This window comes from Cupriavidus sp. FW305-27, assembly GCF_058787995.1.
Genome location: NZ_JBYTAG010000024.1, coordinates 25,841 through 46,325, shown reverse-complemented (window position 1 = coordinate 46,325; position 20,485 = coordinate 25,841). Strand labels below are relative to the sequence as shown.

18 protein-coding genes are annotated in these 20,485 nt (G+C 59.7%); 7 read left to right on the top strand and 11 right to left on the bottom strand.

Annotated features, from left to right (window positions below):
- Positions 1–40 precede the first annotated feature (40 nt).
- Together AC3WRI_RS13885 and AC3WRI_RS13880 are read right to left on the bottom strand one after the other, a co-directional pair.
- On the bottom strand, positions 41–1,465 hold the full coding sequence (locus AC3WRI_RS13885) for an aldehyde dehydrogenase family protein (RefSeq protein WP_492293436.1): 1,425 nt from the start codon (positions 1,463–1,465) through the stop codon (positions 41–43).
- A 145-nt stretch (positions 1,466–1,610) separates the two neighbouring features.
- Complete coding sequence (locus AC3WRI_RS13880) at positions 1,611–2,738, bottom strand: helix-turn-helix domain-containing protein (RefSeq protein WP_492293435.1); 1,128 nt, start codon at positions 2,736–2,738, stop codon at positions 1,611–1,613.
- A gap of 291 nt (positions 2,739–3,029) precedes the next feature.
- Between AC3WRI_RS13880 and AC3WRI_RS13875 the strand changes: the two genes are divergently transcribed.
- Together AC3WRI_RS13875 and AC3WRI_RS13870 are read left to right on the top strand one after the other, a co-directional pair.
- Positions 3,030–4,355 carry a UbiD family decarboxylase gene (locus AC3WRI_RS13875; RefSeq protein WP_231881470.1) on the top strand — a complete coding sequence of 442 codons (1,326 nt, stop codon included), beginning with the start codon at positions 3,030–3,032 and terminating at the stop codon, positions 4,353–4,355.
- Between the two features lies 1 nt (position 4,356).
- Positions 4,357–4,989 carry a UbiX family flavin prenyltransferase gene (locus AC3WRI_RS13870; protein ID WP_439669453.1) on the top strand — a complete coding sequence of 211 codons (633 nt, stop codon included), beginning with the start codon at positions 4,357–4,359 and terminating at the stop codon, positions 4,987–4,989.
- Positions 4,990–5,259: 270 nt separating this feature from the next.
- Here the strand turns inward: AC3WRI_RS13870 and AC3WRI_RS13865 are convergent, their stop codons facing one another.
- The 3 genes from AC3WRI_RS13865 to AC3WRI_RS13855 are packed head-to-tail and all read right to left on the bottom strand — an operon-like array spanning position 5,260 to position 7,999.
- Complete coding sequence (locus AC3WRI_RS13865) at positions 5,260–6,177, bottom strand: ABC transporter permease (protein WP_058697390.1); 918 nt, start codon at positions 6,175–6,177, stop codon at positions 5,260–5,262.
- Positions 6,174–6,956, bottom strand: coding sequence for an ABC transporter ATP-binding protein (locus tag AC3WRI_RS13860; protein WP_492293434.1), 783 nt, complete (start codon positions 6,954–6,956; stop codon positions 6,174–6,176). Before AC3WRI_RS13860 ends, AC3WRI_RS13865 begins: the two co-directional genes overlap by 4 nt.
- A gap of 53 nt (positions 6,957–7,009) precedes the next feature.
- Positions 7,010–7,999, bottom strand: a complete 990-nt coding sequence (locus AC3WRI_RS13855; RefSeq protein WP_041688242.1) for an ABC transporter substrate-binding protein — start codon at positions 7,997–7,999, stop codon at positions 7,010–7,012.
- Positions 8,000–8,472: 473 nt separating this feature from the next.
- Here AC3WRI_RS13855 and AC3WRI_RS13850 point away from each other — a divergent pair, with 473 nt between their 5' ends.
- The 3 genes from AC3WRI_RS13850 to AC3WRI_RS13840 all read left to right on the top strand — a co-directional run bounded on the left by AC3WRI_RS13850 (position 8,473) and on the right by AC3WRI_RS13840 (position 12,659).
- A complete protein-coding gene (locus AC3WRI_RS13850) occupies positions 8,473–9,591 on the top strand; it encodes a porin (protein WP_492293433.1) in 1,119 nt (372 codons plus the stop codon).
- A gap of 81 nt (positions 9,592–9,672) precedes the next feature.
- On the top strand, positions 9,673–11,337 hold the full coding sequence (locus tag AC3WRI_RS13845; protein WP_492293432.1) for a thiamine pyrophosphate-dependent enzyme: 1,665 nt from the start codon (positions 9,673–9,675) through the stop codon (positions 11,335–11,337).
- Positions 11,334–12,659 (top strand): protoporphyrinogen/coproporphyrinogen oxidase, encoded by a 1,326-nt coding sequence (locus AC3WRI_RS13840; RefSeq protein ID WP_492293431.1) that lies wholly within the window; start codon positions 11,334–11,336, stop codon positions 12,657–12,659. The genes AC3WRI_RS13845 and AC3WRI_RS13840 overlap by 4 nt, the downstream gene beginning before the upstream one ends.
- A 209-nt stretch (positions 12,660–12,868) precedes the next feature.
- On the opposite strand, the gene dctA is transcribed toward AC3WRI_RS13840, so the two are convergent.
- Positions 12,869–14,176, bottom strand: coding sequence for a C4-dicarboxylate transporter DctA (dctA, locus tag AC3WRI_RS13835; protein ID WP_011617887.1), 1,308 nt, complete (start codon positions 14,174–14,176; stop codon positions 12,869–12,871).
- A gap of 63 nt (positions 14,177–14,239) precedes the next feature.
- Positions 14,240–14,788 carry an ureidoglycolate lyase gene (locus tag AC3WRI_RS13830; RefSeq protein ID WP_492293430.1) on the bottom strand — a complete coding sequence of 183 codons (549 nt, stop codon included), beginning with the start codon at positions 14,786–14,788 and terminating at the stop codon, positions 14,240–14,242.
- A gap of 142 nt (positions 14,789–14,930) precedes the next feature.
- Between AC3WRI_RS13830 and AC3WRI_RS13825 the strand changes: the two genes are divergently transcribed.
- A complete protein-coding gene (locus AC3WRI_RS13825; RefSeq protein ID WP_081050205.1) occupies positions 14,931–15,710 on the top strand; it encodes a FadR/GntR family transcriptional regulator in 780 nt (259 codons plus the stop codon).
- A 58-nt stretch (positions 15,711–15,768) separates the two neighbouring features.
- On the opposite strand, the gene allE is transcribed toward AC3WRI_RS13825, so the two are convergent.
- Together allE and AC3WRI_RS13815 are read right to left on the bottom strand one after the other, a co-directional pair.
- The gene (allE, locus tag AC3WRI_RS13820; protein ID WP_011617890.1) at positions 15,769–16,542 is read right to left on the bottom strand and encodes a (S)-ureidoglycine aminohydrolase; all 774 of its coding nucleotides are present in this window, start codon (positions 16,540–16,542) and stop codon (positions 15,769–15,771) included.
- Between the two features lie 53 nt (positions 16,543–16,595).
- Positions 16,596–17,723 carry a porin gene (locus AC3WRI_RS13815; protein WP_492293429.1) on the bottom strand — a complete coding sequence of 376 codons (1,128 nt, stop codon included), beginning with the start codon at positions 17,721–17,723 and terminating at the stop codon, positions 16,596–16,598.
- 97 nt (positions 17,724–17,820) lie between these two features.
- Between AC3WRI_RS13815 and AC3WRI_RS13810 the strand changes: the two genes are divergently transcribed.
- Positions 17,821–18,804 carry a formamidase gene (locus AC3WRI_RS13810; protein ID WP_011617892.1) on the top strand — a complete coding sequence of 328 codons (984 nt, stop codon included), beginning with the start codon at positions 17,821–17,823 and terminating at the stop codon, positions 18,802–18,804.
- Positions 18,805–18,857: 53 nt separating this feature from the next.
- On the opposite strand, the gene alc is transcribed toward AC3WRI_RS13810, so the two are convergent.
- Together alc and AC3WRI_RS13800 are read right to left on the bottom strand one after the other, a co-directional pair.
- Positions 18,858–19,883 (bottom strand): allantoicase, encoded by a 1,026-nt coding sequence (gene alc / locus AC3WRI_RS13805; protein WP_492293428.1) that lies wholly within the window; start codon positions 19,881–19,883, stop codon positions 18,858–18,860.
- A 115-nt stretch (positions 19,884–19,998) separates the two neighbouring features.
- Positions 19,999–20,424: a DUF3830 family protein gene (locus AC3WRI_RS13800; RefSeq protein ID WP_011617894.1), complete on the bottom strand. Its 426-nt coding sequence runs from the start codon at positions 20,422–20,424 to the stop codon at positions 19,999–20,001.
- Positions 20,425–20,485 lie beyond the last annotated feature (61 nt).

The following is a 20,485-nucleotide window of genomic DNA, read 5'->3' as shown; positions in this document are numbered from 1 at the left end:
CGTTTTCTCCGGGGAAGGCGTGGTACAGGTTGCCCTGGGTTCAGAGGGATTCCGAGAGCTCGTCCAGTGGCTTGATACCGCCTTCGTTCGCGATGAGCGCACGTTTGCGGACGTAGCGCAGGATGCTCGTCGCACCGTAGCGCGAGCCACCCATGCCAGAGAACTTGAAGGCCGTCTTCTCCCCGTCGAACATCATGCCGCGTTGCAGTTCCGTGTCATTGATGCTGACACCACCGGCTTCCATCTTCGTCGCGAAATCGCCGGCGGTATGCGTATCCGGACCAAAGACTGCACCGCTGAGGCCATAGATGGAGTCATTCGCAAGGCGCACTGCCTCATCTTCGCTGGAGAAGCGCATGACCGGCACCACGGGGCCGAACGTCTCCTGCGTCATCAGGTCCATTGAGTGGTCCACATCGACCACGATGGTCGGGTCGAGCCACACCGCACCGCCGACATTCTCCACCGCACCGCCGGTAACGATGCGGGCACCCCTGACGACTGCGTCTTGCAACTGTGCCCGGACAATTTCCGCTTGGGCGGCATGAATGAAGGGCCCGTAGTGACCCCCGTCCGTGGCTGCCGAACTGCGGCGAAGCGTCTGAACCTGTCGGACCAGTTCCTGCACGAAAGCCTCATGGATGGACTCGTCCACGTAGACCCGCTCGATTGCGTAGCAAACCTGCCCGGTGTTATAGATGGCACTCCGGAGGATGCTGGTGGCGGCACGTTCGAGATCTGAGCCGGCCAGCACCACTGCCGCGTCCTTGCCGCCAAGCTCAAGGAATGCCGGGATGAACCGCTCCGCGGCGGCAACCGCGATCTTGCGTCCGGTCGCCACGCTTCCGGTAAAGACAATGGCGTCGACTTCCGCAAGCAAGGCCCGACCCGTTTCCGCTGCGCCCTGGAGCAGCGTGATCACGCCCTGCAACTCAGGCACGCCTTCAATCGACGCACGCAACGGCTCCACGAAGCGGGGCGTCACCTCGCTTGGCTTGATGACTACCGCGGCACCGGCGAGCAATGCGGGGATGGCATCGATGAAGGAAAGCACCAAAGGGAAGTTCCACGGACTGATGACGCCGACAACCGGATATGGGACCAGGGTCGTCTTGAACACGACATCGCTGTTATTGCGGAACTTGCGGAATGGCTGAGCGAGGACTTCCGGTGCAGCTTCGCAATACCCATGAATGAAATGGATAACAGCACCGAGTTCTTCCCGGGAGATTCTGGCGCGAGCGGTATCAACTGTCAGAGCACCGGTGATGGCGTCTGCCTTGCTTTCCAAAGCCCTGGCCCAGGACGACAGCGCTTGAATACGGTGTTCAAGCCCTTTTTCGTACCACTCCCGTTGCGCGTCCCTTGCCCGCGCTACCGCGTGGCTTACCGTACTTGCATCCGCAGGGATGAATTCGTAATCCAGTTCGCCGGTACGGGGGTTCCTTACTTTGATCACTGCCATGCGTTCCTCGTCGTCAATCGCACCCCGCTGTCGGGTATGGGGACGATCCTATGCGAGGAACACGGCGGGTCGTATCGGGCCCGACCAACGAATGCCGATCGACTAGAAAATGCTGCAGTTTGCCAATCTCCGGCCGCGGCAGGGCTTACAGGTCTTCTCCTGCGGTAACGCCCGGCGCGGATGAGGAACGGGCCCGGACGTTGCGCAGGTCGGCCATCCGCCTGGCATCCTTGGGAGCGAAGCCGAAGTAATCGCGGAAAGACGCCGTAAAACTCGTCTGGTGCTGATAGCCCACTGCGAACGCCACCTCGTTGACACTCAGGCGTTGGTTCCCCAGCAACTCCAGTGCCCTGTCCATGCGCGCCCGATGGCCGCATTCAAACACTGTCATACCGTAGAGAAACTTGAAGCCGCGCTTGAGTTTGGATGTGTTGGTCCCCACGGCGCGCGCCAGCTCCGGGATCGTCATCATGTGCCGAAGGTCGCCGACAAGAAGATCTCGCGCCTTCTCAATCAGGCGCAGGTCGCGCGAAGAGAACACCTCGGCGGTATGGTGGCTTTCGAGATAGGCCTGCCACAGATCCAATGATGCGCACATCACCTCGTATGCCTTGGCCTGAGCGAAGAGCAGCCGCCGATAGCCTTCGTACGGATTCTCCAGCAGTTGCTTGACAGCGGTCAGCACCTCGGGATTGACCGGCATCTGGTGGCAAAACACTTGCTCATTTCGCAGCTTCTGCAATTGGTGCCAAAGGGGGCCATCAACACCCATGGAAGCCCGCAGAAAACTGTGGAAGTATTCACGGCTGATATAGAGGCCAACGGAGCGCCAGAGGCCCGGGCCACACGACACCTGGTAATGCATGTCATCGCCCTGATGCACCACAGTGAGGTTCGGCGAAGTGACTTCGATCCTTCCGGCCTCGGAGAACTCAACGCTCACCGGACCGGCGACCATGAAATGGAATTCAATATAGCCCTCGGGCAGCACGCTCTCACTATGCTGCCGGGTAAGGTAGCCATCCGAGACCACCAGGAGGATCTCATCGCGGATGCTGATCAGCTCCCACTTCCCTTCTTCGGGGTCGTCAGAGACCGGAACGGATCCACCATACAGGCCGGCCTCTCCGTGCGGAGCGGAAGACAAAAACCCCAGCTGATCGCGAAGCGCACTGAATGCCTCGCTGGTACGAGCGTGATGGCCAGCCAGGCGCGTACGGAACAAGCCATCGTTTCCCGGCTCCGGCGACGTAAGATTCAGACTGGCCATCATGTCTTCCCCAAGCAATTTCTGGATTGCGCCGCTAGCGCTTGCGCGGGCGCGATTGACCGGGACGCGGCAACGCCGCGAACGCCAACGATGCCACCGCGGCCCCGGCAAGACGGCGCAATGTCGCCGCATCGCGGCTCATCGTAATGCCCGCCGCTGCCGCCCTGGTCACGCCAAAAGGAATTGAGTTCGGATTTCCTATGTTCCCAGCGCTACCGCACAGGCTCGACAGGTGCCCGCTAAGGTAACGTCAGCCTACCTTCCGAACTATCCGAGAAAACCATGAGGCACTACTTGAGCCGTCTGCAAGCACGCGGCGACCTGGCAATTGTGGAGCGCGAAGTCGATCCCCGTTTCGAAGCGGCCGCGGTCGCGCGGCAACTGCAACGTGTCTCGAACCAGGCCGTGCTCTTCAAGAACGTGCGTGGCTCCGCACTTCCGGTTGTCATGAACCTGTATAGCGACCATGAGCGGCTGCGCGAGATGATTCGTTGCGGTACGCGCACCTTCTGCGAGCGGCTGGACGAGGAAATTGAAGTCGCTGCCACGCTTCAAACCTATGCGGAAGAGGATACTCAGCCCGAGCGCCTCCGGAGCGGGAAACTCAGCGACCTGCCGATCCTGACTTACCACGAGCGGGACGGCGCCCCGTACATTACGTCCGGCGTGTTTCTCGCACGTGACCCTGACACAGGCGTGCCTAACCTGTCGTTCCATCGCTCAATGGTAATTTCCGATAATGAACTACGAATTCGGCTGGGAAGCTCACACGATCTCGCCCGCTATCAGGCAGCTGCCGAACGCCAGGGAAAGGCGCTGGAAGCCGCCATTCTGATCGGCGCCCCTCCCGAAGTCTTCATGTCGGCCTGCGTCTCGCTGCCGCCCCAGGCAAACGAGCTGGCACTGGCCTCCGCGATGCGAGGCGGCCCTTTGCGCACACGCCGGTGCCAGACCATCGATCTTTCAGTTCCCGCCGCGACCGACATCGTGATTGAAGGCCGGATCCTCCCAAACGTGCGCCGCCCGGAAGGTCCTTTCGGCGAATTCATGGGCTATTACGTCGATGTGGGTGACAACCACGTATTCGAAGTCACGCACGTCGCCTGGCGCACCGGAGCAATTTTCCAGGGCCTGATCTGCGGCTCTGACGAAGACCTGCGGCCGCTCGAGGCCGCCACCGCCGCGCGCATCTATCGCGCCATCAAGGGACAGGTACCGGGCATCATCGATGTGTCCTGCAAGCCCACGGTGATGAACACCGTCATCAAGCTCCGGAAGCAGTACGAGGGGCACGCACAGCATGCGCTGCTCGCGGCAATGGGCGCGCATCTTGACTACAACAAGCTTTGCATCGTGGTTGACGAAGATGTCGACATCTACAACCTGGATGAAGTGATCTGGGCTTTCGTGACGCGGGGGCGTGCAGACACCCGAACCATGGTGCTGAACAATGTCCCGGGCTTCTACCGCGATCCGCACAAAGATCACTGGGGCCGCCTTGCCATTGATGCGACTAAACCCTGGGGACGCGAAGCGGAGTTTGAACGAAAGCGCATTCCAGGCGAAGTGGAAATTGAACTTGGCAAGTATCTGCCCGCCTTTGCGTCGGAGGTGCGCTGACATGAGCAAGGACCGCACCCGCATAGTCGTTGGCATCAGCGGTGCCACCGGTGCCATCTACGGTGTCCGGCTGCTGGAAGCCTTGCGGCTGCTCGATGTCGAAACCCATCTGGTGGTGTCGGCGTCAGGCTGGCTGACCTTGCAGCAGGAATGCAGCATAGACAGGCACGCAGCACAATCGCTCGCCGATGTGGCCTACGACATCCGAGACATTGGTGCCGCCCTGGCAAGCGGATCCTTTCGGCACCAGGGCATGGTCGTGGCGCCTTGCTCCATGCGAACATTGGCCGCGGTCGCCCACGGGTTCAACGACAATCTGCTGACCCGCGCTGCCGACGTAACCCTGAAAGAGCGGCGGACATTGGTGCTCCTCGCACGGGAAACGCCACTGACTCTGGCTCATCTCCGAAACATGACTGCAGCAGCTGAGATGGGCGCCGTCATCATGCCCCCGGTGCCGGCCTTCTATGCCCTGCCCAAGACGCTCGATGAGCTGATTCGCTATACCGTATGGCGGGTACTGGACCAGTTAGGTCTCGCTTCGGAATCCGCCTACCAACGTTGGGAAGGTATGCGGACACATGTGCGATCGGTGCGCGCACAATCTGATGACCTCAGCGTGCTGCACGTCTAGCGGCAAATCCTGACTCTCCTTGTCCCAATGGGGCCGTAACCCCGGCCAGGACAACCAGAGCAAACCTGGGCAAATGGCACCTCTCCAAACCTAACGCGCCTGCCTGCACACCAATACCCACTCTGGCATGACCCGACCGATCGGCCGGGCATGCCGCTCCAAGGAAGCTCTGTTCCGCTATCCAACATAAAAAGAAGCCGTCCCGAGGGACGGCTTTCAAGTCGCGGATGGAGACACCGCATAAGGAACCAAAGAAGAAACCGTTTTGAATCAGGCAGCCCGTGCAAGGCGCTCCTGCACCACCTTGCGTGACTTTCCTGGTTTGCGCTTGGCAAGGATAAGAAGTGTGATCAGCACAAAAACCGCAGTTACCATTTTCAGATCCGACGGCTGGAAGCCGAAGGCCAAGACGATCGAGATCAGTTGAAAATACACAACCGAGCCCAACACCGGCGCCGCCACCTGCCGCAGGATCGTCCGGTTCCCGATGATCGCCTCACCGAGCAGCAGCGATGCCAGCCCGTTGATCAGCGTGCCGAAGCCCATATTGACGTCGGCGAAACCCTGGTTCTGCGCCAGCAGACCGCCTCCGAGCGCTGCGATAAGGTTTGCCAACCCGAGCCCTACCAGCACATAGACCTTGATATTGATGCCCTGCGCCTTGGCCATCGCCACACTGGAGCCAAGCGACCGCATGGCCATCCCGTGCTGTGTCCCCAGGAACCAGAAGATCAATGCGATCAATGCGATATCCACTACGGCAAGCAATGCAATTCGGCTTGTCAGGGTTCCGTCGTCACCGGGCAGGTACTGGAAGAGATTTGGGAACGTGAACAAAGCGGTGTTCGGCTGGCCCATGACCCGGATGTCAATCGAATACAGCATGGACAACACCAGGATGCCGCACAAGAGCGTATTCACCTTCACCTTCTCATGAATATACGCAGTGGCGCTTCCCCCCAGGAAGCCTGCCGCGGCACCGATAAGTAGCGACGACACGGGTTCCAGTCCAACGCTCAGGCATTTCGCCGTCACGCATGCACCAAAGGCAAGGGTCCCTTCACCTGTCATATCTGCGAAATTCAGGATCCGGAACGGGATCATCACCGCAATGGCAATCAGGGCGTAGATGAGCCCTTGCATCAGGCCCATTGGCACCAGGTTGAGGAATGTATCGAACAGGTTCATGCGCTCACCATGCGAAGGGAGGGGTTCTCGTCGTCGAAAGCGGCAATCAGCTTTTCAACTGTCATGCGCCGTTTCTGCTCCAGGGACAAGTCGGCAACAACAGCGCCATGCCGCATCATGATTAGCCGGTTTCCATACTGCAATGCATGGTGCATGTTGTGGGTGACCATCAGCGTAGTCAGCCCGGCCTGGTCAACCACTTGCGAAGTCACTCGCATCACGGCTTCGGCGGTCCGCGGGTCCAGCGCCGCGGTATGTTCATCCAGCAGCAGCAACTGAGGCTCACGGAGGACCGCCATCAGCAGCGAAAGCGCCTGGCGCTGTCCGCCTGAGAGCAGGCCTGCCTGTGCCTTCATCCGATTTTCCAGGCCCAGGCCGAAGGTGCCGAGCCTCTGCTGAAACTCGCGAGCCTGCGCCGAGGTCAGGCCACGGCCGAAGGTCCTGCGCTGCCCGCGCAAGGCGGCAACAGCAAGGTTCTCTTCGATATTGAGCGCCGCGGCAGTACCGATCGACGGATCCTGAAAGACTCTGGCGATGTACTTTGCGCGCAGGTGCGTGCCGAGCGAGGTCACATTCACGCCGTTGACGCGGATGCTTCCCGAATCCGGCAGGACTTCACCGGCGAGCATGCTGAGCAGCGTCGATTTTCCTGCCCCATTCCCTCCTACCACCACCACGAAATCGCCCTGGTTCAGTTCGAGGGAAACGCCGTCGATCGCAACCCGTTCGTCAGCTGTGCCGGCATGGAAGGTCTTGTGCAAACATTCGACTTGCAACATGGTGGAAGCAGAATTTGGAGTTGACTGTGGCATGTTGCGGGCTCGCCGGGCAGCTAGTTGATAAAGCATTGGCATGACTCCATCGCGGGCGGAATGGTCAGCCCGAGTTGCTTGAACTTGGTGGTATTGATGGTGGAAACGTAGTCGTTGGGCGAGGGCGTCAGCACGGGAAGCGCGGCCGGCGCCGTACCCTTGAGCACGCGCGTTGCCAGGGTCGCGGCATTGACGCCAATGGAGCGGAGCGAAACGGCATAGTTCGCTGCCGCGATGCCGCTCTTCACAAACTCTGTTTCCGAGCTCAGGATCGGCACTTTCAGCCGGTTCGTCACAGAGGCCACCGCCGGCATTGCTGACTGCACAAGATTTGAGCCAGTCGCGTACATAAAATCGGTGCCGCGCAGCATCTCTGCTCGCTGAGGGATATCAGCGGTAGTATCGACACTGATCGCCTTGAATGTCAGCCCTGCCCGCCTGGATGCCTCCTCGAGCTTGCGGGTAGTGGTCACGTCATTCGCTTCGCCAGGGTTGTACAGGGTGCCGAATGACTTGGCGTTCGGAAACAGCTTCTTGGCGAAGACCAGGACCGCGTCAAAATCCTGGATATCCGAAGCCCCTACAAAGCGACTGCTGCCATGGTCCCATCCTTCAACCAATCCTGCGGCAACCGGGTCGGTCACCATGGCGAATACCATGGGAAGTTTTCGGTCGGCCACGGCAGATAGCGCCGTCTGCGAGACCGATGTAGTCAGCGTGAGAATAACGGCGGGCTTCCTCGACGCAATCTGCGTAAGCATCTGGGGCATCAAGGCTTGCGTGAAGTTTGCGTCCCCGTAGACATAAGTGGTGTTCTTACCTTCCACGTAGCCGCTGCGCGCCATTTCCTCCTTGAATCCGGCAATAGTTTGCGAGATGGATGGGTGTGGGCCAAGGTTGGCAATCCCGATCACGGTTTGCGCATGGACAGCGGGCACGAGACCCAGCACGGCACCAACAACGGAGACGCAGGATAAGGTATGCAGCAGGAATCTCTTGTGACGGGGCATGGGTATCCTAAGGCATGGAAAGGACATCGGAGCTGTATGAACAAGGCGTGCAACGCCGTGCCAACCAGGAACTTTTTAGCACCGATTCCGCCTGGTTTCCGCCGCCCCGGCGGACAACTTCCGATCAACTTAATGTTTCAGTCGTTTCGCCTCAATTTTCCTGGACCGAACGCCTGGGGTACTGGCCCGAGCAAGGGAAAATGCTGACCTCAACCTCGGCCACGCACGCTGTCAATGCTCCCAATTGTGGCAATCGAATACCGATTGCTAGGAATTCCGCTCTGAGCCGTCCGATCCGCTTGTCCCCCCTCTTGCCCTGGCCTAGGCTGCGCTAGCCTCGTGCTGCCCGTGTTGTCAAGCCCGGCTCCATTGCGCCGGCACCGGACCGCGACCTGGCACAAAAAAGGGGAGAGTCAATGCAGTCAAAGCGGGGAAAAAGCACTAGCAAAGTGCGTAAGGTATGGCAAGTCACGTTGGCGGCCACCATCCTGAGCGGATGCGCGGAAAGCGCGCTCGCCCAGAGCAGCGTCACGCTTTATGGCTTCCTCTATAGCGGGGTGCGATATGTCAACAACAGCGGTGGCGATCACGTGACGGGATTGGCAACCGGCCCATCGCGATGGGGCCTGAAAGGCCACGAAGACCTGGGGTCCGGATTGCGCGGCCTGTTTACGCTTGAGAGCGGCTTCGATATGAGCACGGGAAACTCACGGCAGGGTGGCAGGCTGTTTGGCCGCCAGGCGTATGTCGGGCTCTCTGACCGTTCGGCGGGTACCGTGACACTTGGGCGCCAGTACGACCTGGTAGCGGAGTGGATCGCGCCGTTCACCCCACCTGGCAAGTGGAATGGCTATATGGCGCACGTCGGCGACAATGACAATACGAACTGGCAGTTCCGCATCAACAATGCGGTCAAGTACGTGACGCCAAACTTCGGCGGCTTCCAGGCCGGCGCCATGTATGGTTTTGGCGAAGTTGCAGGCGACAGCCACCGCAATTCGACCATGAGCTTTGGCGTTACCTACGCCGGCGGCCGTTTTCGCGCCGCCGCCGCTTACTTGCACATCGATAATCCTGCAAGTGCAGTTCCGGAGGGCAACTGGAATACCATCCTTTTCCCGGCCGTTTCAGCCACGTCGCCACTGCAGCCGAATCGCATCGCCCCGTCGAGCATGTCGGTTGCCGCGCTTGCAGGCCAGTACGATCTCGACAAACTTAAGCTCGCCGTGTCATTTACCCAGAGCCGCTACAAGGACTTGGGCGATGCCGCGGACGGGCTTACCAACGGTGATGTGCGTTTCAACAATATCGACGTCAATGGCTCCTACAGCGTCGCGCCCGCCTGGCAGCTCGGCCTGGGGTACACGTACACAGCCGGGAAGGTGCAGCCGACCGGATTCACGCCGAAATATCACCAGGTCAATGCGGTAAGCAATTATTTCCTCTCCAAGCGAACCATTCTCCAGGCCGCCGTTGCGTACCAACGCGCAGCGGGGGACGCACAGAACGCCTACTTGCTGTTCGGCAGCAGCGGCGCGTCCAGCACAAGCGGGCAGCTCATGTTGCTGGCGGGTATTTTCCACGTCTTCTAACCGGGCCCCAGGCATCGCGGCACGGCGGGGAGATGGCCCCCGCCTTGCCGCAGCCTCGCCCAACCTGTTGCACTACTTGTGATGAATCATGAATCCATGCCGGCCCGCTCAGGGGCCGCTGTTCTTGCCGACCTGATCCGAGAGTATGGGCACCGGCATGTCTTCCAGATCCCTGGCGAGGGCATCCTCGAGCCACTGGATGCCCTCGCTACCCGCCATCCCGAAATCAGCCTCGTCACCTTCCGCCACGAGGCAGGCATGACCTACGCCGCGCAGGCCTACGCGCGGCTTGGCGACCGGCCTTCCGTCTGCATGGCGGGTCGCGCTCCGGGCGCCCTGAACACAGCCCTGGCGCTGCATACCGCCGATACGGATAGTGCGGCGATGATTCTTGTCGTCGGGCAGCCGGCAGCCGCAGAGGCTGAGCGCGACCCGATGTCAGGATTTGATTTGCAGCAGGCGTTACGCCCGCTCGTCAAGGACGTCATCACTGTCACCACCGCCACGAGACTGCAGGAAGGGATGATGCGCGCATGGTGCAAGGCCAGCAGCGGCCGGCCCGGGCCGGTGGTCCTGGTTGTCACCGAAAATGTGTGGCGCGAGGATGCCACCTGCGCTCCGCTGCCTGCGCCCTCCATACCAGAGCCCGGTCCGGCGCCAGGGCAAGCCGGTGCGGTTGCGGGCCTGCTCCGCGAAGCCCGTCGCCCACTAGTGCTGGTAGGCGGCAGTGGCTGGAATGACGCAGCGCGACTACGCCTGCATGCCTTGGCACAAGCCCACAACTGGCCAGTCGCCGCTGGCTATCGACGAGCAGATCTGTTCGACAACGACGACCCACACTATGCGGGCGAACTCGGCATCGGTCTCAATCCGCTGCTGGCAGAGCGGATAGTGCAAGCCGACCTGATACTCGCCATCAACCTTCGCCTCGGCGAGATCAATACGTTCGGGACCGGTGGCTTCGGTGGATTCCGTCTGCTCGATGCCCCGCGGCCGGCCCAGCGCCTGGTTCATGTGCATTCCAGCGCCGACGAACTCAACCGCATTTATCGCGCCGACGTGGCGATCCAAGCTGCTCCAGCGCCCTTTCTTGAGGCGCTTTCAACAGCCCTTTCTGCGACTTCTTGGTCTTCCCCTGATTCCGACTGGCCAGAGGGCTTTCGCATCGCGCGCGCGGCGTTCGTCGGGAAGGGTGACTGTCCAGGAGCTGTCGACCTGCGAAAAGTCTTTATGACGCTGCGAGAGCGCCTCCCTGACAACACCGTCTTTACCGCTGGCGCGGGTGCCTACGCGATCTGGCTACATCGCTATCTTGCATTCCGCCAGCCCGGCACCATGCTTGGCGCCAAGAGCGGTGCCATGGGATACGGATTGCCGGCCGCCATTGGCGCAGCGATGGCGCGGCCGGATCGGCTGGTTGTGGCCGTGGCCGGCGATGGCTGCCTGCTCATGCATGGTGAAGAACTGGCGACGGCAGTCCAGCAAAATCTGCGCATCATCATTATCGTTATCAATAACCAGGGATATGGCGCCATCCGAAGTGCCCAGATCCGGCAGTTCGGGCGTGCTGTCGGCAGCGCCTTGCGAAACCCGGATTTCGTAGCCTATGCAAGAGCCTTCGGCGCCCTCGCGGAACGCGTTCAGACGACCGCGGAATTCCTGCCGGCTCTGAAGCGAGTACTGAATGGAACCGGGCCGGCGCTGATCGAGATTGCCGTACCCGACACCGTAGCGAAGCCCGAATGAACCAACCTATCTCCATCGTCGTCGTTGGTGCCGGTATTTCCGGACTCACCGCAGCTTACCGGCTCACGGCTGCCGGCTTCACCGTCCAGGTTCTGGAAAGCCAATCGGCCGTGGGCGGGCGAATGGCACAACGGCGCGAGGGTCCCATTTCATACAATACCGGTGCGCGCCTGATTTACCCGTTTGGCCAGGCGTTTCACTCCTTGCTCGCCGAACTGGATCTGACGCGTGCGCTTGTACCGCTACGCAAGCTCGGCGCAAACGCCGCAATCGGCGGCGATCGTTACCGTGTCGAGCTGATGCCTGGCCCGCGCACCCTCATGACGCCCGGGCTGGATTGGCGCAGCCGGATACGCATGGTCGCGGCGGGAGTAGGTCTCGCGCGCCTGCGCTCGCGTACCGATCCAGACGCTGCGGCCTCATACCTGGAAGGCGACACCGAAACCCTGGCGGATTACATCAGCCGAACCACCACACCCGCCGTACTGAAGCAACTCATCGAACCCATCTTCCGCGGAACGCGTAGCTGGAATCCGGAGGATATTTCGGCGGCATTCTACGTCAGTACCATGCCGCATCTGCTCGGCAAGGACACCGTCTACACCCTGGCAGAAGGCATGGGGCAGGTGACTCAGGAACTGGGCCGTCGGGTGCCAGTTCTTTGCGACGCAAGGGCCTATGCCATCGAACGACACGCCGAGGGCCAATGCATCGTACGCTATCGGCGCCTCGGACAAGAACATGAGCTGCGCGCGAATGTTGTCGTCTGCGCCACGGAGGGCGCCCAAGCCGGCAAGCTTATCGTCGATCCTCTCGACGCGGAGCGCTCGATGCTCGAAGCAGTGCGATATAACAAGCTGGGTGTCGTTCACTACGCGCTGGAAGGGGATATTCCTGCCGAGCTGGAGTTCTCAGGCCGTCAGTCAACGACTCGCATTGCGACCTGGCAACAGTTGCCGGCGGCACCGATCGCAGGACGTTCGGACGCGCAACTCTACTGTCAGCTGACACCCGAGGCAGCCGAAGAAGCGGATCGCCTCGGCCTGGCCGATTCGCTCGACACCCTTATCCGGTCGGAAGTCAGGCAGCGCATTCCCCGCTTCGATAGTCGAGTGCACACTATTGTCAACCAGTGGATTCCGTACAAGCTGCCGATCTTCTACCCTGGCTATTGCCGGAAGGTGGCCGACTTTCTCACCTGGCAGTCTGCCGCGAGACGATCCGTCTACTACTGCGGGGATTACCTGTCCCAAGCGCTCCTGACCGGAGCTTGTGCAAGCGGCGACTCAATCGCAAAAGCAATCCTGGCGCACCACGGTTAGCTCATGGTTCACCAAGGACTGGCTTGGCAAGCAGGATTCAGGCATATCCGGTGCCGCTGATGAGAAACCCCGGCCACGTTGTGATCCGGGGTATTTGGAAGAACTGCTCACGGCCCCGCGAACCTATTCGTTCGCGGAACGCGCAGAAGACCCGCTAGCGGTCACGAAATACCCTGAAATTTAGCGAGCCAGACTTTCAGCTGCAACGGTCAGGAGATGTTTCCCGCGACTCGCATCTCCTTGTTCTCCTCGCTTACGAATTCGTCATCACCTTGCAGTACCCGGCGAGCTTGCGTAAGGTCGAGGTGACCTTCCCACGCTGCGATTGCTACCGCACCTACACAGTTTCCGATCAGGTTGAGCGCCACCCGGAAGAAGCCCATCAGCTTGTCCACCGACAGGATAAGCGCCACACCCAAAACGGGAATTGCGGGGATGGCAGTCAACGTCGCTGCGAGCACGACAGTCGCCGACCCGGGGATGCCATGCGCGCCCTTGGAAGTCAGGAGAGAGACCAGGAGAATCAGGGCGAGGGTTCCACCTTCCAACGGCGTGTTGGTCGCCTGTGCAATGAAGATGACGGCGCACGTCAGCCAAATCGAGAAACCGTCGAGGTTGAACGAGTATCCCGTCGGAATAACAAGCCCCACCGTAGTCTCTTTCACACCAAGGTGGCGCAACTTTGCCATCACCAGCGGCATCACGGCATCCGATGAACTCGAGCCCAGGGCGATGAGCAGCTCGCTCTTCAGGTAGCCGATGAACTTGAACAGGCTAAGACCGGAAAGCCGCATCACCACACCCAGCACAAGGAACAGGAAGATTGCGCATGCGGCATAGTAGGCCAGGACCAGTTGGCCAAGCTGCTGGATGGTGGCAAAGCCAAACTTTCCGACGGTGAAGGCCATCGCCCCTGCAACGCCGAGCGGCGACAGACGAACAATGAAGCCAATGACACGAAAAAGGACTTCGGAAAGGCTGTCCATCAGCTGACCCACCATCTTTCCTTTTTCACCGGCGATTTGAAGCGCGCAGCCGAACAGGACTGCAATCAAAAGCACCTGCAAAATGTCGCCCTTCGCGAAAGCCGAAAGGAAAGTGGACGGAATGATGTTCAGCAAGAAGCTCTTTACGTCCGAAACGTGTGAGGCATTCTCGACGAAGGTTTGTATCGACTTCGGATCCAGCGTGGATACATCGATATTCATGCCTACGCCAGGCTTCAAGACGTACGTGACGAAGACCCCAATCAGTAGCGCAATTGTCGTGACAATTTCAAAGTAGATAATTGTCTTGAGCGCTACACGCCCCGCCGTCTTCAGATCCCCTGCATGCAGGATCCCAGTCACGACGAAACAGAAAACAATGGGCGCAAGCATCATCTTGATGAGCTTGATAAATGCTTCCGCCAGTGGCAGCAGTTGCACCCCAAAGGACGGGTACACGAAACCAATAAGCGCGCCAACTGCAAAGCCCAAGAGGACCTGGATATGTAACTTCTTCAGATACTTAAACACAATTTTTCTCCACCATCCCGCCTTCGAAGCCATCGTTGATTCCGACGGGTTCTTCGCTGTTACTTACTTCTCTGCGGTGCCGCAACCGAGAATTGCATGTTCCATTTCCTGCCTGAACGCGGGAATCACCGGCCGCACCTCCTCTGGAAGCACAAACTTGTCGCAGTTCGGACCGGCGCCGATCCGGTCAACCACAACGAAGTCACAAGCTTCGGTGGGCAACAGCACGTGATGCCAAACACCTGGGGCGTAATTGATGCCTTGCCCTGGTTTGGCGATGAAGGCGCGGACCTTGGCCGCATCCACCGAAACTCCCCGGGGAGCGACCACTACGATAAAACTGGTCGGCTTCATGGGAATGAAGGCTTGGCTCGACAATGGGTGACGTTCGAGGAACACCACCTCCAACGGCAATACGTACGGCTTTGCGCGCATGATGCTGATGCCAGCCTTACCACCAAGAGCCAGAGCATCAACCACGGCGAGGTCATGGTAGCGCTCAACCATGCCTTCGTTGATGTGATGGAAGGCGCCCGGGGAAGCCTCAATGACCTCGCCGAACGGCGAAAAGGCCGCCTTGGTCAAGGGCTCCAATTTCAGGGTGATACGCATAGGTCTCCTTTTATGCTTATGACTTTGTCAGGTTCCGGCCATACTGGTCTGACCAGTAATAACTGTAGACTTGCCAGAAAGCTCGGTCAAGTGCTATATGTGATAATTATCAGACCAGTATGAAGTGTCACCTACACAGACTATGAAAGCGACTTCCGCTGCATTGGCACCCAAGGCGCCGCTGACTGCTCCCGCGCCACCAGGGCGTCGGCCACCTATCGCATTGCGCACGCCTGTCACGCAGCACGCCTTGGAGCGCATGCAGACATCCATCTACAGCGGCGAATGGGCGGCGGACAGCCAGATCCCCTCACAGCGTGAGTTGGCTGAGCTGCTCGGCGTAAGCCGCTCTTCCTTGCGCGAGGCAATTTCCTCGCTGGAGGGAATGGGGCTGGTGCGGGTAGAGCCCGGCAGAGGCGTGTTTGTAGCATCGCTCGAGCAGCAGGCTGCCGTCGGCAGAAACTCTGAAGTTCATCAGATCGACCATACACCGAGTGAACTTTATGAGGCACGCCTGTTGATGGAAGGTTGGGCCGCCGCCCTCGCATCCATCCATATCACCGATGACGACATCGCCGCCCTACGAAAACTGCTGGGGGAGATGGAAATCACGGTAAAGGACCACGATGTCACACGGCTGAACCAGCTGGATTTCGAGTTTCACTCGCTGATAGCTTCTTGCTGCGGCAATCGCCTGATTCGTGCACTACTTGCTCCGATTTTCTCGGAGGAAGAAATGAGCGCCCCGCGCCTTTCCGACACGGCATTCCTGAGCAGCCGCGTCAAAGAGCACAAGGAAATCGTGGAAGCCTTGGCAACGCGCAACCCTGGCCTCGCTCAAATGGCCATGCGTAACCATGTCCTGCGCAGCGCAAAGCGTGTCCAGGTAGAGCTGCCTGAGCACGTACATCAGCTGCCTTGATGCACCACAACTGCATGCCGTTGGCGGGACCGTCGCCTGCCAACGGCCGCAGCATGCGTCAGAAGGTGAAATCGCGATTCACGTTCTTGTAGAGCAGGTATGTCGCCTTGGACCAACCGGTGGCATAGAAGAACTGCGGACAGAACGGTGCCATGTAGATGAAGTCCTCCGCCCAGCACTCGTGCCAGTCATTTTGCAGTAGGTACATCCCCTGCCCTTCCAGCATATAGAGCCCATGTTCCATGACATGCGTTTCCACCATGGGAAAGTAATTGCCAGGCTCGAAGCTCAGGATGTTGATGGCAAAGTCGAACGCCGGATTTTCATCGGGCAACAGATGCTGCCAGGTTCGGCCCTTGGTGTGCTTGTTCACCTTCTCGACATTTTGCTCGTGTGAAACCAGGGCTGCCGGGGCTTCCACGCCTTCGAGGCGTTCATAAGGTTTCTTGATCCATACGACGCGCGCTTCGTCGGCGCCCGGGTTGTACACACGTACGCCAGTTCCCGCGGGCGCGTATGCGAAGCCCCCTGCCTTGAGCTCGTGTGTCTTGCCCTCCAGTTCGAGCGACACATTGCCTGAAACAACGTAAAAGAAGGCCTGCATACCGTCGTTTCGCAGGGTCGTCATTCCGCCGCCACCCTGGATCTGCAGCAGCAGCTGGGCAAACTTCGCGCCCAGACCTGGCGTAGCTTGAACGCTGATGGTGGTCTTCTCAATCCCCGGAATACGGCTTTCCAGAATGCCCTCAGGAGGCATCACCGCATAGTGAGTCGTTACGGCCGCACGATGATGAGCGAACACACCGGGGGGCTGAATTTGCCGCTTCGTCATTTTTTTGAACTCCTTGGGTAGGTGAGGGAAGCACCATGGCATGGTGCTTGAGGTTAGAAGCGATGGCGCAATCCGACAGAAGCGCCGAATGGGTCGGCGCCAGCGGCCGCTCCGGTGCGGCCGTTGGAAAAGTCATACTTGGCCGCCGCCTGATTGAGAATCTTCGATATCGTTGTGCGAATCATTGTTCGCTTACTCAGGTTGTAGTTGTAGCCGAGCGTCCACAACTGTGCGCCGGTCTGGCTGCTCGAACCACAGTTGACTCCGTTGCCTCCCGTGTCCCCTTGGCAACGAACATCATTCGCACGCCCGTACATGGCGTAGATTTCGTGGGCTCCCCAGTCATATTCGGTAACAAAAGCCCACGCATCCCGGCGCAAGCGGCCGTCACCATTGGAGAACTGGCCATCGCTGACCGAACGGTCATACAGACCGCCGATGAGCCACCGCTCTGTCACCTGGTACTTCACGCCGACGCGATGTTTTTGGTCGTGGCCATTGGTCTGTGCCAGGCCGGCCTTGTTCTTGTCGTGTCTGTCCTCGTACGCATAAGCGACGTAGAAGGGACCTCTTGCATAGGCAAGCCCGGCACCAATGACGTGGTCGTTGCGGCCGGTCCCGTCGGCGCGGGCCTCTCCAAATCCATACTGCGCGCCTACCTCGATCCCATAGAAGGACGCCGAACGGTAGCGCACCGAGTTTTGCAACCGTGAATCGTGGTCGGTCGAAATGCCGTTCATGCTCGAAACCAACGACTGCAACGCCCCGACGCCCGTATTTGCGCCTGGCGTAAGATCAAGGGCGTTACCCAGTGCGCGCACGCTGGTAGTGTTCACACCCAGCGTGAGAGCCCCCACCGGCCGATGGCGCAGTCCTACGAACGTATCTCGATTAAAGAAGGGCGTGCTGGACGCACCAGAATCAATCGAAAAGTTGCCTTCCAGCTGGAAGAAGGCGTCCAGACCGCCGCCTAAATCTTCTGAACCCCGGATACCCCAGTACGACCCTTGCGAACTCAGTCGGGTAATTCCCGGCTTGTCAGCCGCCGGGCCCGCAGTCGCGCCCTTGGCGCTTACATAGTCAATCGCAGCGTCAGCCACGCCATAGAGCGTCACGCTACCCTGCGCTGCGGCGCCGGCCGTGAGTGCCGATAGGACTCCGCCCACCAGTATACGTTTCACATCTCCCTCCCCGTTGTTATTATCATACTGGTCATACCAGTATGATACGATACTCACACGTGTTGGCAGAGTCAAGCACACTTTCGAGGAGAGGCTGATGAACGGCTTGGGTGGGTTAAATCAGACTGAAAACGGGGTCATCGTGGGGCTGCTGCAGCTTCGGAAAGCGGATATCGCAACGGCGGAGGACCTGCGCCTCTCTGCCGAGAGGCTCGCCTCGTTTGTGCACCAGGTAAAGGCGGGGCGCCCAAATGTCGACATCATTGTCTTTCCCGAGTACTCGCTCAATGGCGCCTCGAAGGCGTTGAGCGCTGATCTCCAGTGCACTGTGGATGGACCCCATGTTGGCGTGCTTCGTGACGCGTGTCGCCTGGCAAACGTATGGGCATGCTTCTCCTTCATGGAACTCAACCCGGGCGGCAACCCGTACAACTCAGCGATTCTGGTCAACAATGAAGGCCAAGTCTGCTTGCACTACCGCAAACTTCACCCGTGGGTTCCTGCAGAGCCGTGGGCGCCGGGGAACCTGGGCATACCGGTGTGTGAAGGACCCAAGGGTTCCAAGATTGCCGTCGTCATCTGCCATGACGGGATGTTTCCCGAGGTCGCTCGGGAGTGCGCTTACAAGGGCGCCGAGTTGATGATTCGCATCGCCGGCTACTCTTCGTCACTGCGTCATCAATGGCACCTGACCGCACAGGCCGATGCCTTTTGCAACCTGATGTACACAGCAAGCGTTTGCGGATGCTCAGCCTCTGGCCCATTTGGTGGAATGGGCGAGGCCATCGTCGTGGGTTTCGATGGAGTACCAATCCGCCACGGCAGCAACAAGGAAAATGAATTGATTACTGCCGAAATCCGACCGGACCTGGTACGCGAGGCACGCCGAACCTGGGGTGCTGAAAACAATATCTACCAGCTGGGCCACAGAGGCTTCGTGGCCGTCAGCGGCGGCGCGAACGACTGCCCGTATACGTACATGCAAGACCTGGTCGCTGGGCGGTACAGTCTGCCGTGGGAAGATGAAGTCCTCGTAAAGGATGGCACGATGGCCGGACACCCTCCCCCACGGCGAACGTGACGACCGGTGCCCACTTTGCCAGGTTGGCGAAGCGGGTTTCCAAATGGCTACGGTCAGCGCGCAATCAGTCCAGGCGCTCCCAGGAGCCGGAGTCTTGTCACTCCGCCGTCGGGGTAGATATTCAGTCTGACATGGGTGACGAGCGTATCCCGAAGCGCCGCGCTCAGCTCGACAGCATTCTGGCATCCGCCCTTCAGGTTACTGCGCCCTACCAGTTCCGGCCAGTACATCGCCTGGTTCAGAACCACCTCGTCGGTGGCACTTTCGAGGCATGCGCCTTGCAGCGAAAAGGCGGCAGGAAAGTTGCCCGTGTAGTAGGTCGTATCGACCAGGACGCGCTCCAGCGTCCCCGGTGCCGCCAAGGCAATCACGGCCCAGTCATGCCCCGGCTTCCTCAGACGCCTGGTTTCCCAGCCCTTGCCCCATTCCACTGAGGGACCTGGCGCAATCATGGCCCGTACCGCGCCGAAGTGCGTATCACTGCAACCTACAATGCGGGCACCGTTTTCCAGTGCCGCCAGATCGCACTGGCCAGCCGGACCGAGCGCCTCCGGCAGTTGGACCAGCCCAAAGACACGAAAGCGAGCCATCCCGCCGTCCGGAAAAATGTTCAGCCGGACATGTGTGAAGACCCCTCTTGCGTCGACTGAAACCAGTCGTTGGCTATCCCCGGCAAGCTCGGTCGCGGGCACGAGCGCGGTCCATTCGACCTCGGCGATATCGTCATCCGCCGAAATGGCGCAGGCTTGCACTGACGCGGCCAAAGGATAGTTGCCGGTGTAGAAGCTGGTGTCGAATCCTATCGCGGTGATCTGGCCTGGCCGGCCAAGCTTGATAACACACCATTCGTTGCCAGCCTTGCGTCGACGAGACGTCTCCCATCCATCTACCCAGCGCATCCCTTCGTCATCGTGATAGTAGTAGTTCGCCGCTTTCGGGTTGAGCATGCGCGATGCCGGCGCATACCACTCGTCGGACGCCGCTACGACTGTCGCGCCCAGACGCTCATCCGCCAGATCCACGTACGCCCGTTCACTGCGAAGGAACGCTTCCGAAGGTTCCGAACGCTGCCGAATCATGGTCCTGTCATTACTTCCGCCTGCCATCATCTGCCTCCCTAAATTGTCCGCAATGCAGACTGATTGAATCCGCCGCACCCCAGCCAGAGCTGACATGCGGCGATACCTGACGGCGTTAGCTCCAAGGCCTGGAACAGCGCCGATATGAAATGGAAAGGCCTCCCCGCTCATGAATGAGTGCGCCGAGATCGGCGAGCCGCTCTTGCCCTGTCGTCACCGTAAGCACGTGGTGGCCAGACAGTTCGCCGCTGGGGCAGGCAAAGCGCGTAGGCCCGTAAGGAATCAAGAGTTCTCCGCCTACATCGTCATTCCCTCCATAGAGCAGAATCTGGCCCACGGCTGGCCGCGATATGCCTCCATTGCCGATATGCTTTGCGGTTCCTCCCAGGCGAGCGAAAACCGCATGGCCGCTCCAGCGCCCTTGCAGGAATTCCCATTGAGCCGGCAACCTCTCCATCAACCAGTCACATGCTGCCGGCGAGAGGTCTTGCTCAAGTCTTGCCAGAAAGGAATAGGGACCCGCCTTCATCTCGATATCCATAATTTCTCCGATTCGCATATAGGCAATGCAGGGGCCTGGCCAAGCCAAGGCCATTGAACAA

Bases quoted from the DNA above. Each gene is read 5' to 3' on its own strand.
- AC3WRI_RS13855 (WP_041688242.1), bottom strand. From the start codon at position 7,999: ATGCCCCGTCACAAGAGATTCCTGCTGCATACCTTATCCTGCGTCTCC.
- AC3WRI_RS13860 (WP_492293434.1), bottom strand. From the start codon at position 6,956: ATGTTGCAAGTCGAATGTTTGCACAAGACCTTCCATGCCGGCACAGCT.
- AC3WRI_RS13840 (WP_492293431.1), top strand. From the start codon at position 11,334: ATGAACCAACCTATCTCCATCGTCGTCGTTGGTGCCGGTATTTCCGGA.
- AC3WRI_RS13885 (WP_492293436.1), bottom strand. From the start codon at position 1,465: ATGGCAGTGATCAAAGTAAGGAACCCCCGTACCGGCGAACTGGATTAC.
- AC3WRI_RS13870 (WP_439669453.1), top strand. From the start codon at position 4,357: ATGAGCAAGGACCGCACCCGCATAGTCGTTGGCATCAGCGGTGCCACC.
- AC3WRI_RS13865 (WP_058697390.1), bottom strand. From the start codon at position 6,177: ATGAACCTGTTCGATACATTCCTCAACCTGGTGCCAATGGGCCTGATG.
- allE (WP_011617890.1), bottom strand. From the start codon at position 16,542: ATGACGAAGCGGCAAATTCAGCCCCCCGGTGTGTTCGCTCATCATCGT.
- AC3WRI_RS13810 (WP_011617892.1), top strand. From the start codon at position 17,821: ATGAACGGCTTGGGTGGGTTAAATCAGACTGAAAACGGGGTCATCGTG.
- AC3WRI_RS13845 (WP_492293432.1), top strand. From the start codon at position 9,673: ATGAATCATGAATCCATGCCGGCCCGCTCAGGGGCCGCTGTTCTTGCC.
- AC3WRI_RS13830 (WP_492293430.1), bottom strand. From the start codon at position 14,788: ATGCGTATCACCCTGAAATTGGAGCCCTTGACCAAGGCGGCCTTTTCG.
- AC3WRI_RS13800 (WP_011617894.1), bottom strand. From the start codon at position 20,424: ATGGATATCGAGATGAAGGCGGGTCCCTATTCCTTTCTGGCAAGACTT.
- alc (WP_492293428.1), bottom strand. From the start codon at position 19,883: ATGATTCGGCAGCGTTCGGAACCTTCGGAAGCGTTCCTTCGCAGTGAA.
- AC3WRI_RS13880 (WP_492293435.1), bottom strand. From the start codon at position 2,738: ATGATGGCCAGTCTGAATCTTACGTCGCCGGAGCCGGGAAACGATGGC.
- AC3WRI_RS13825 (WP_081050205.1), top strand. From the start codon at position 14,931: ATGAAAGCGACTTCCGCTGCATTGGCACCCAAGGCGCCGCTGACTGCT.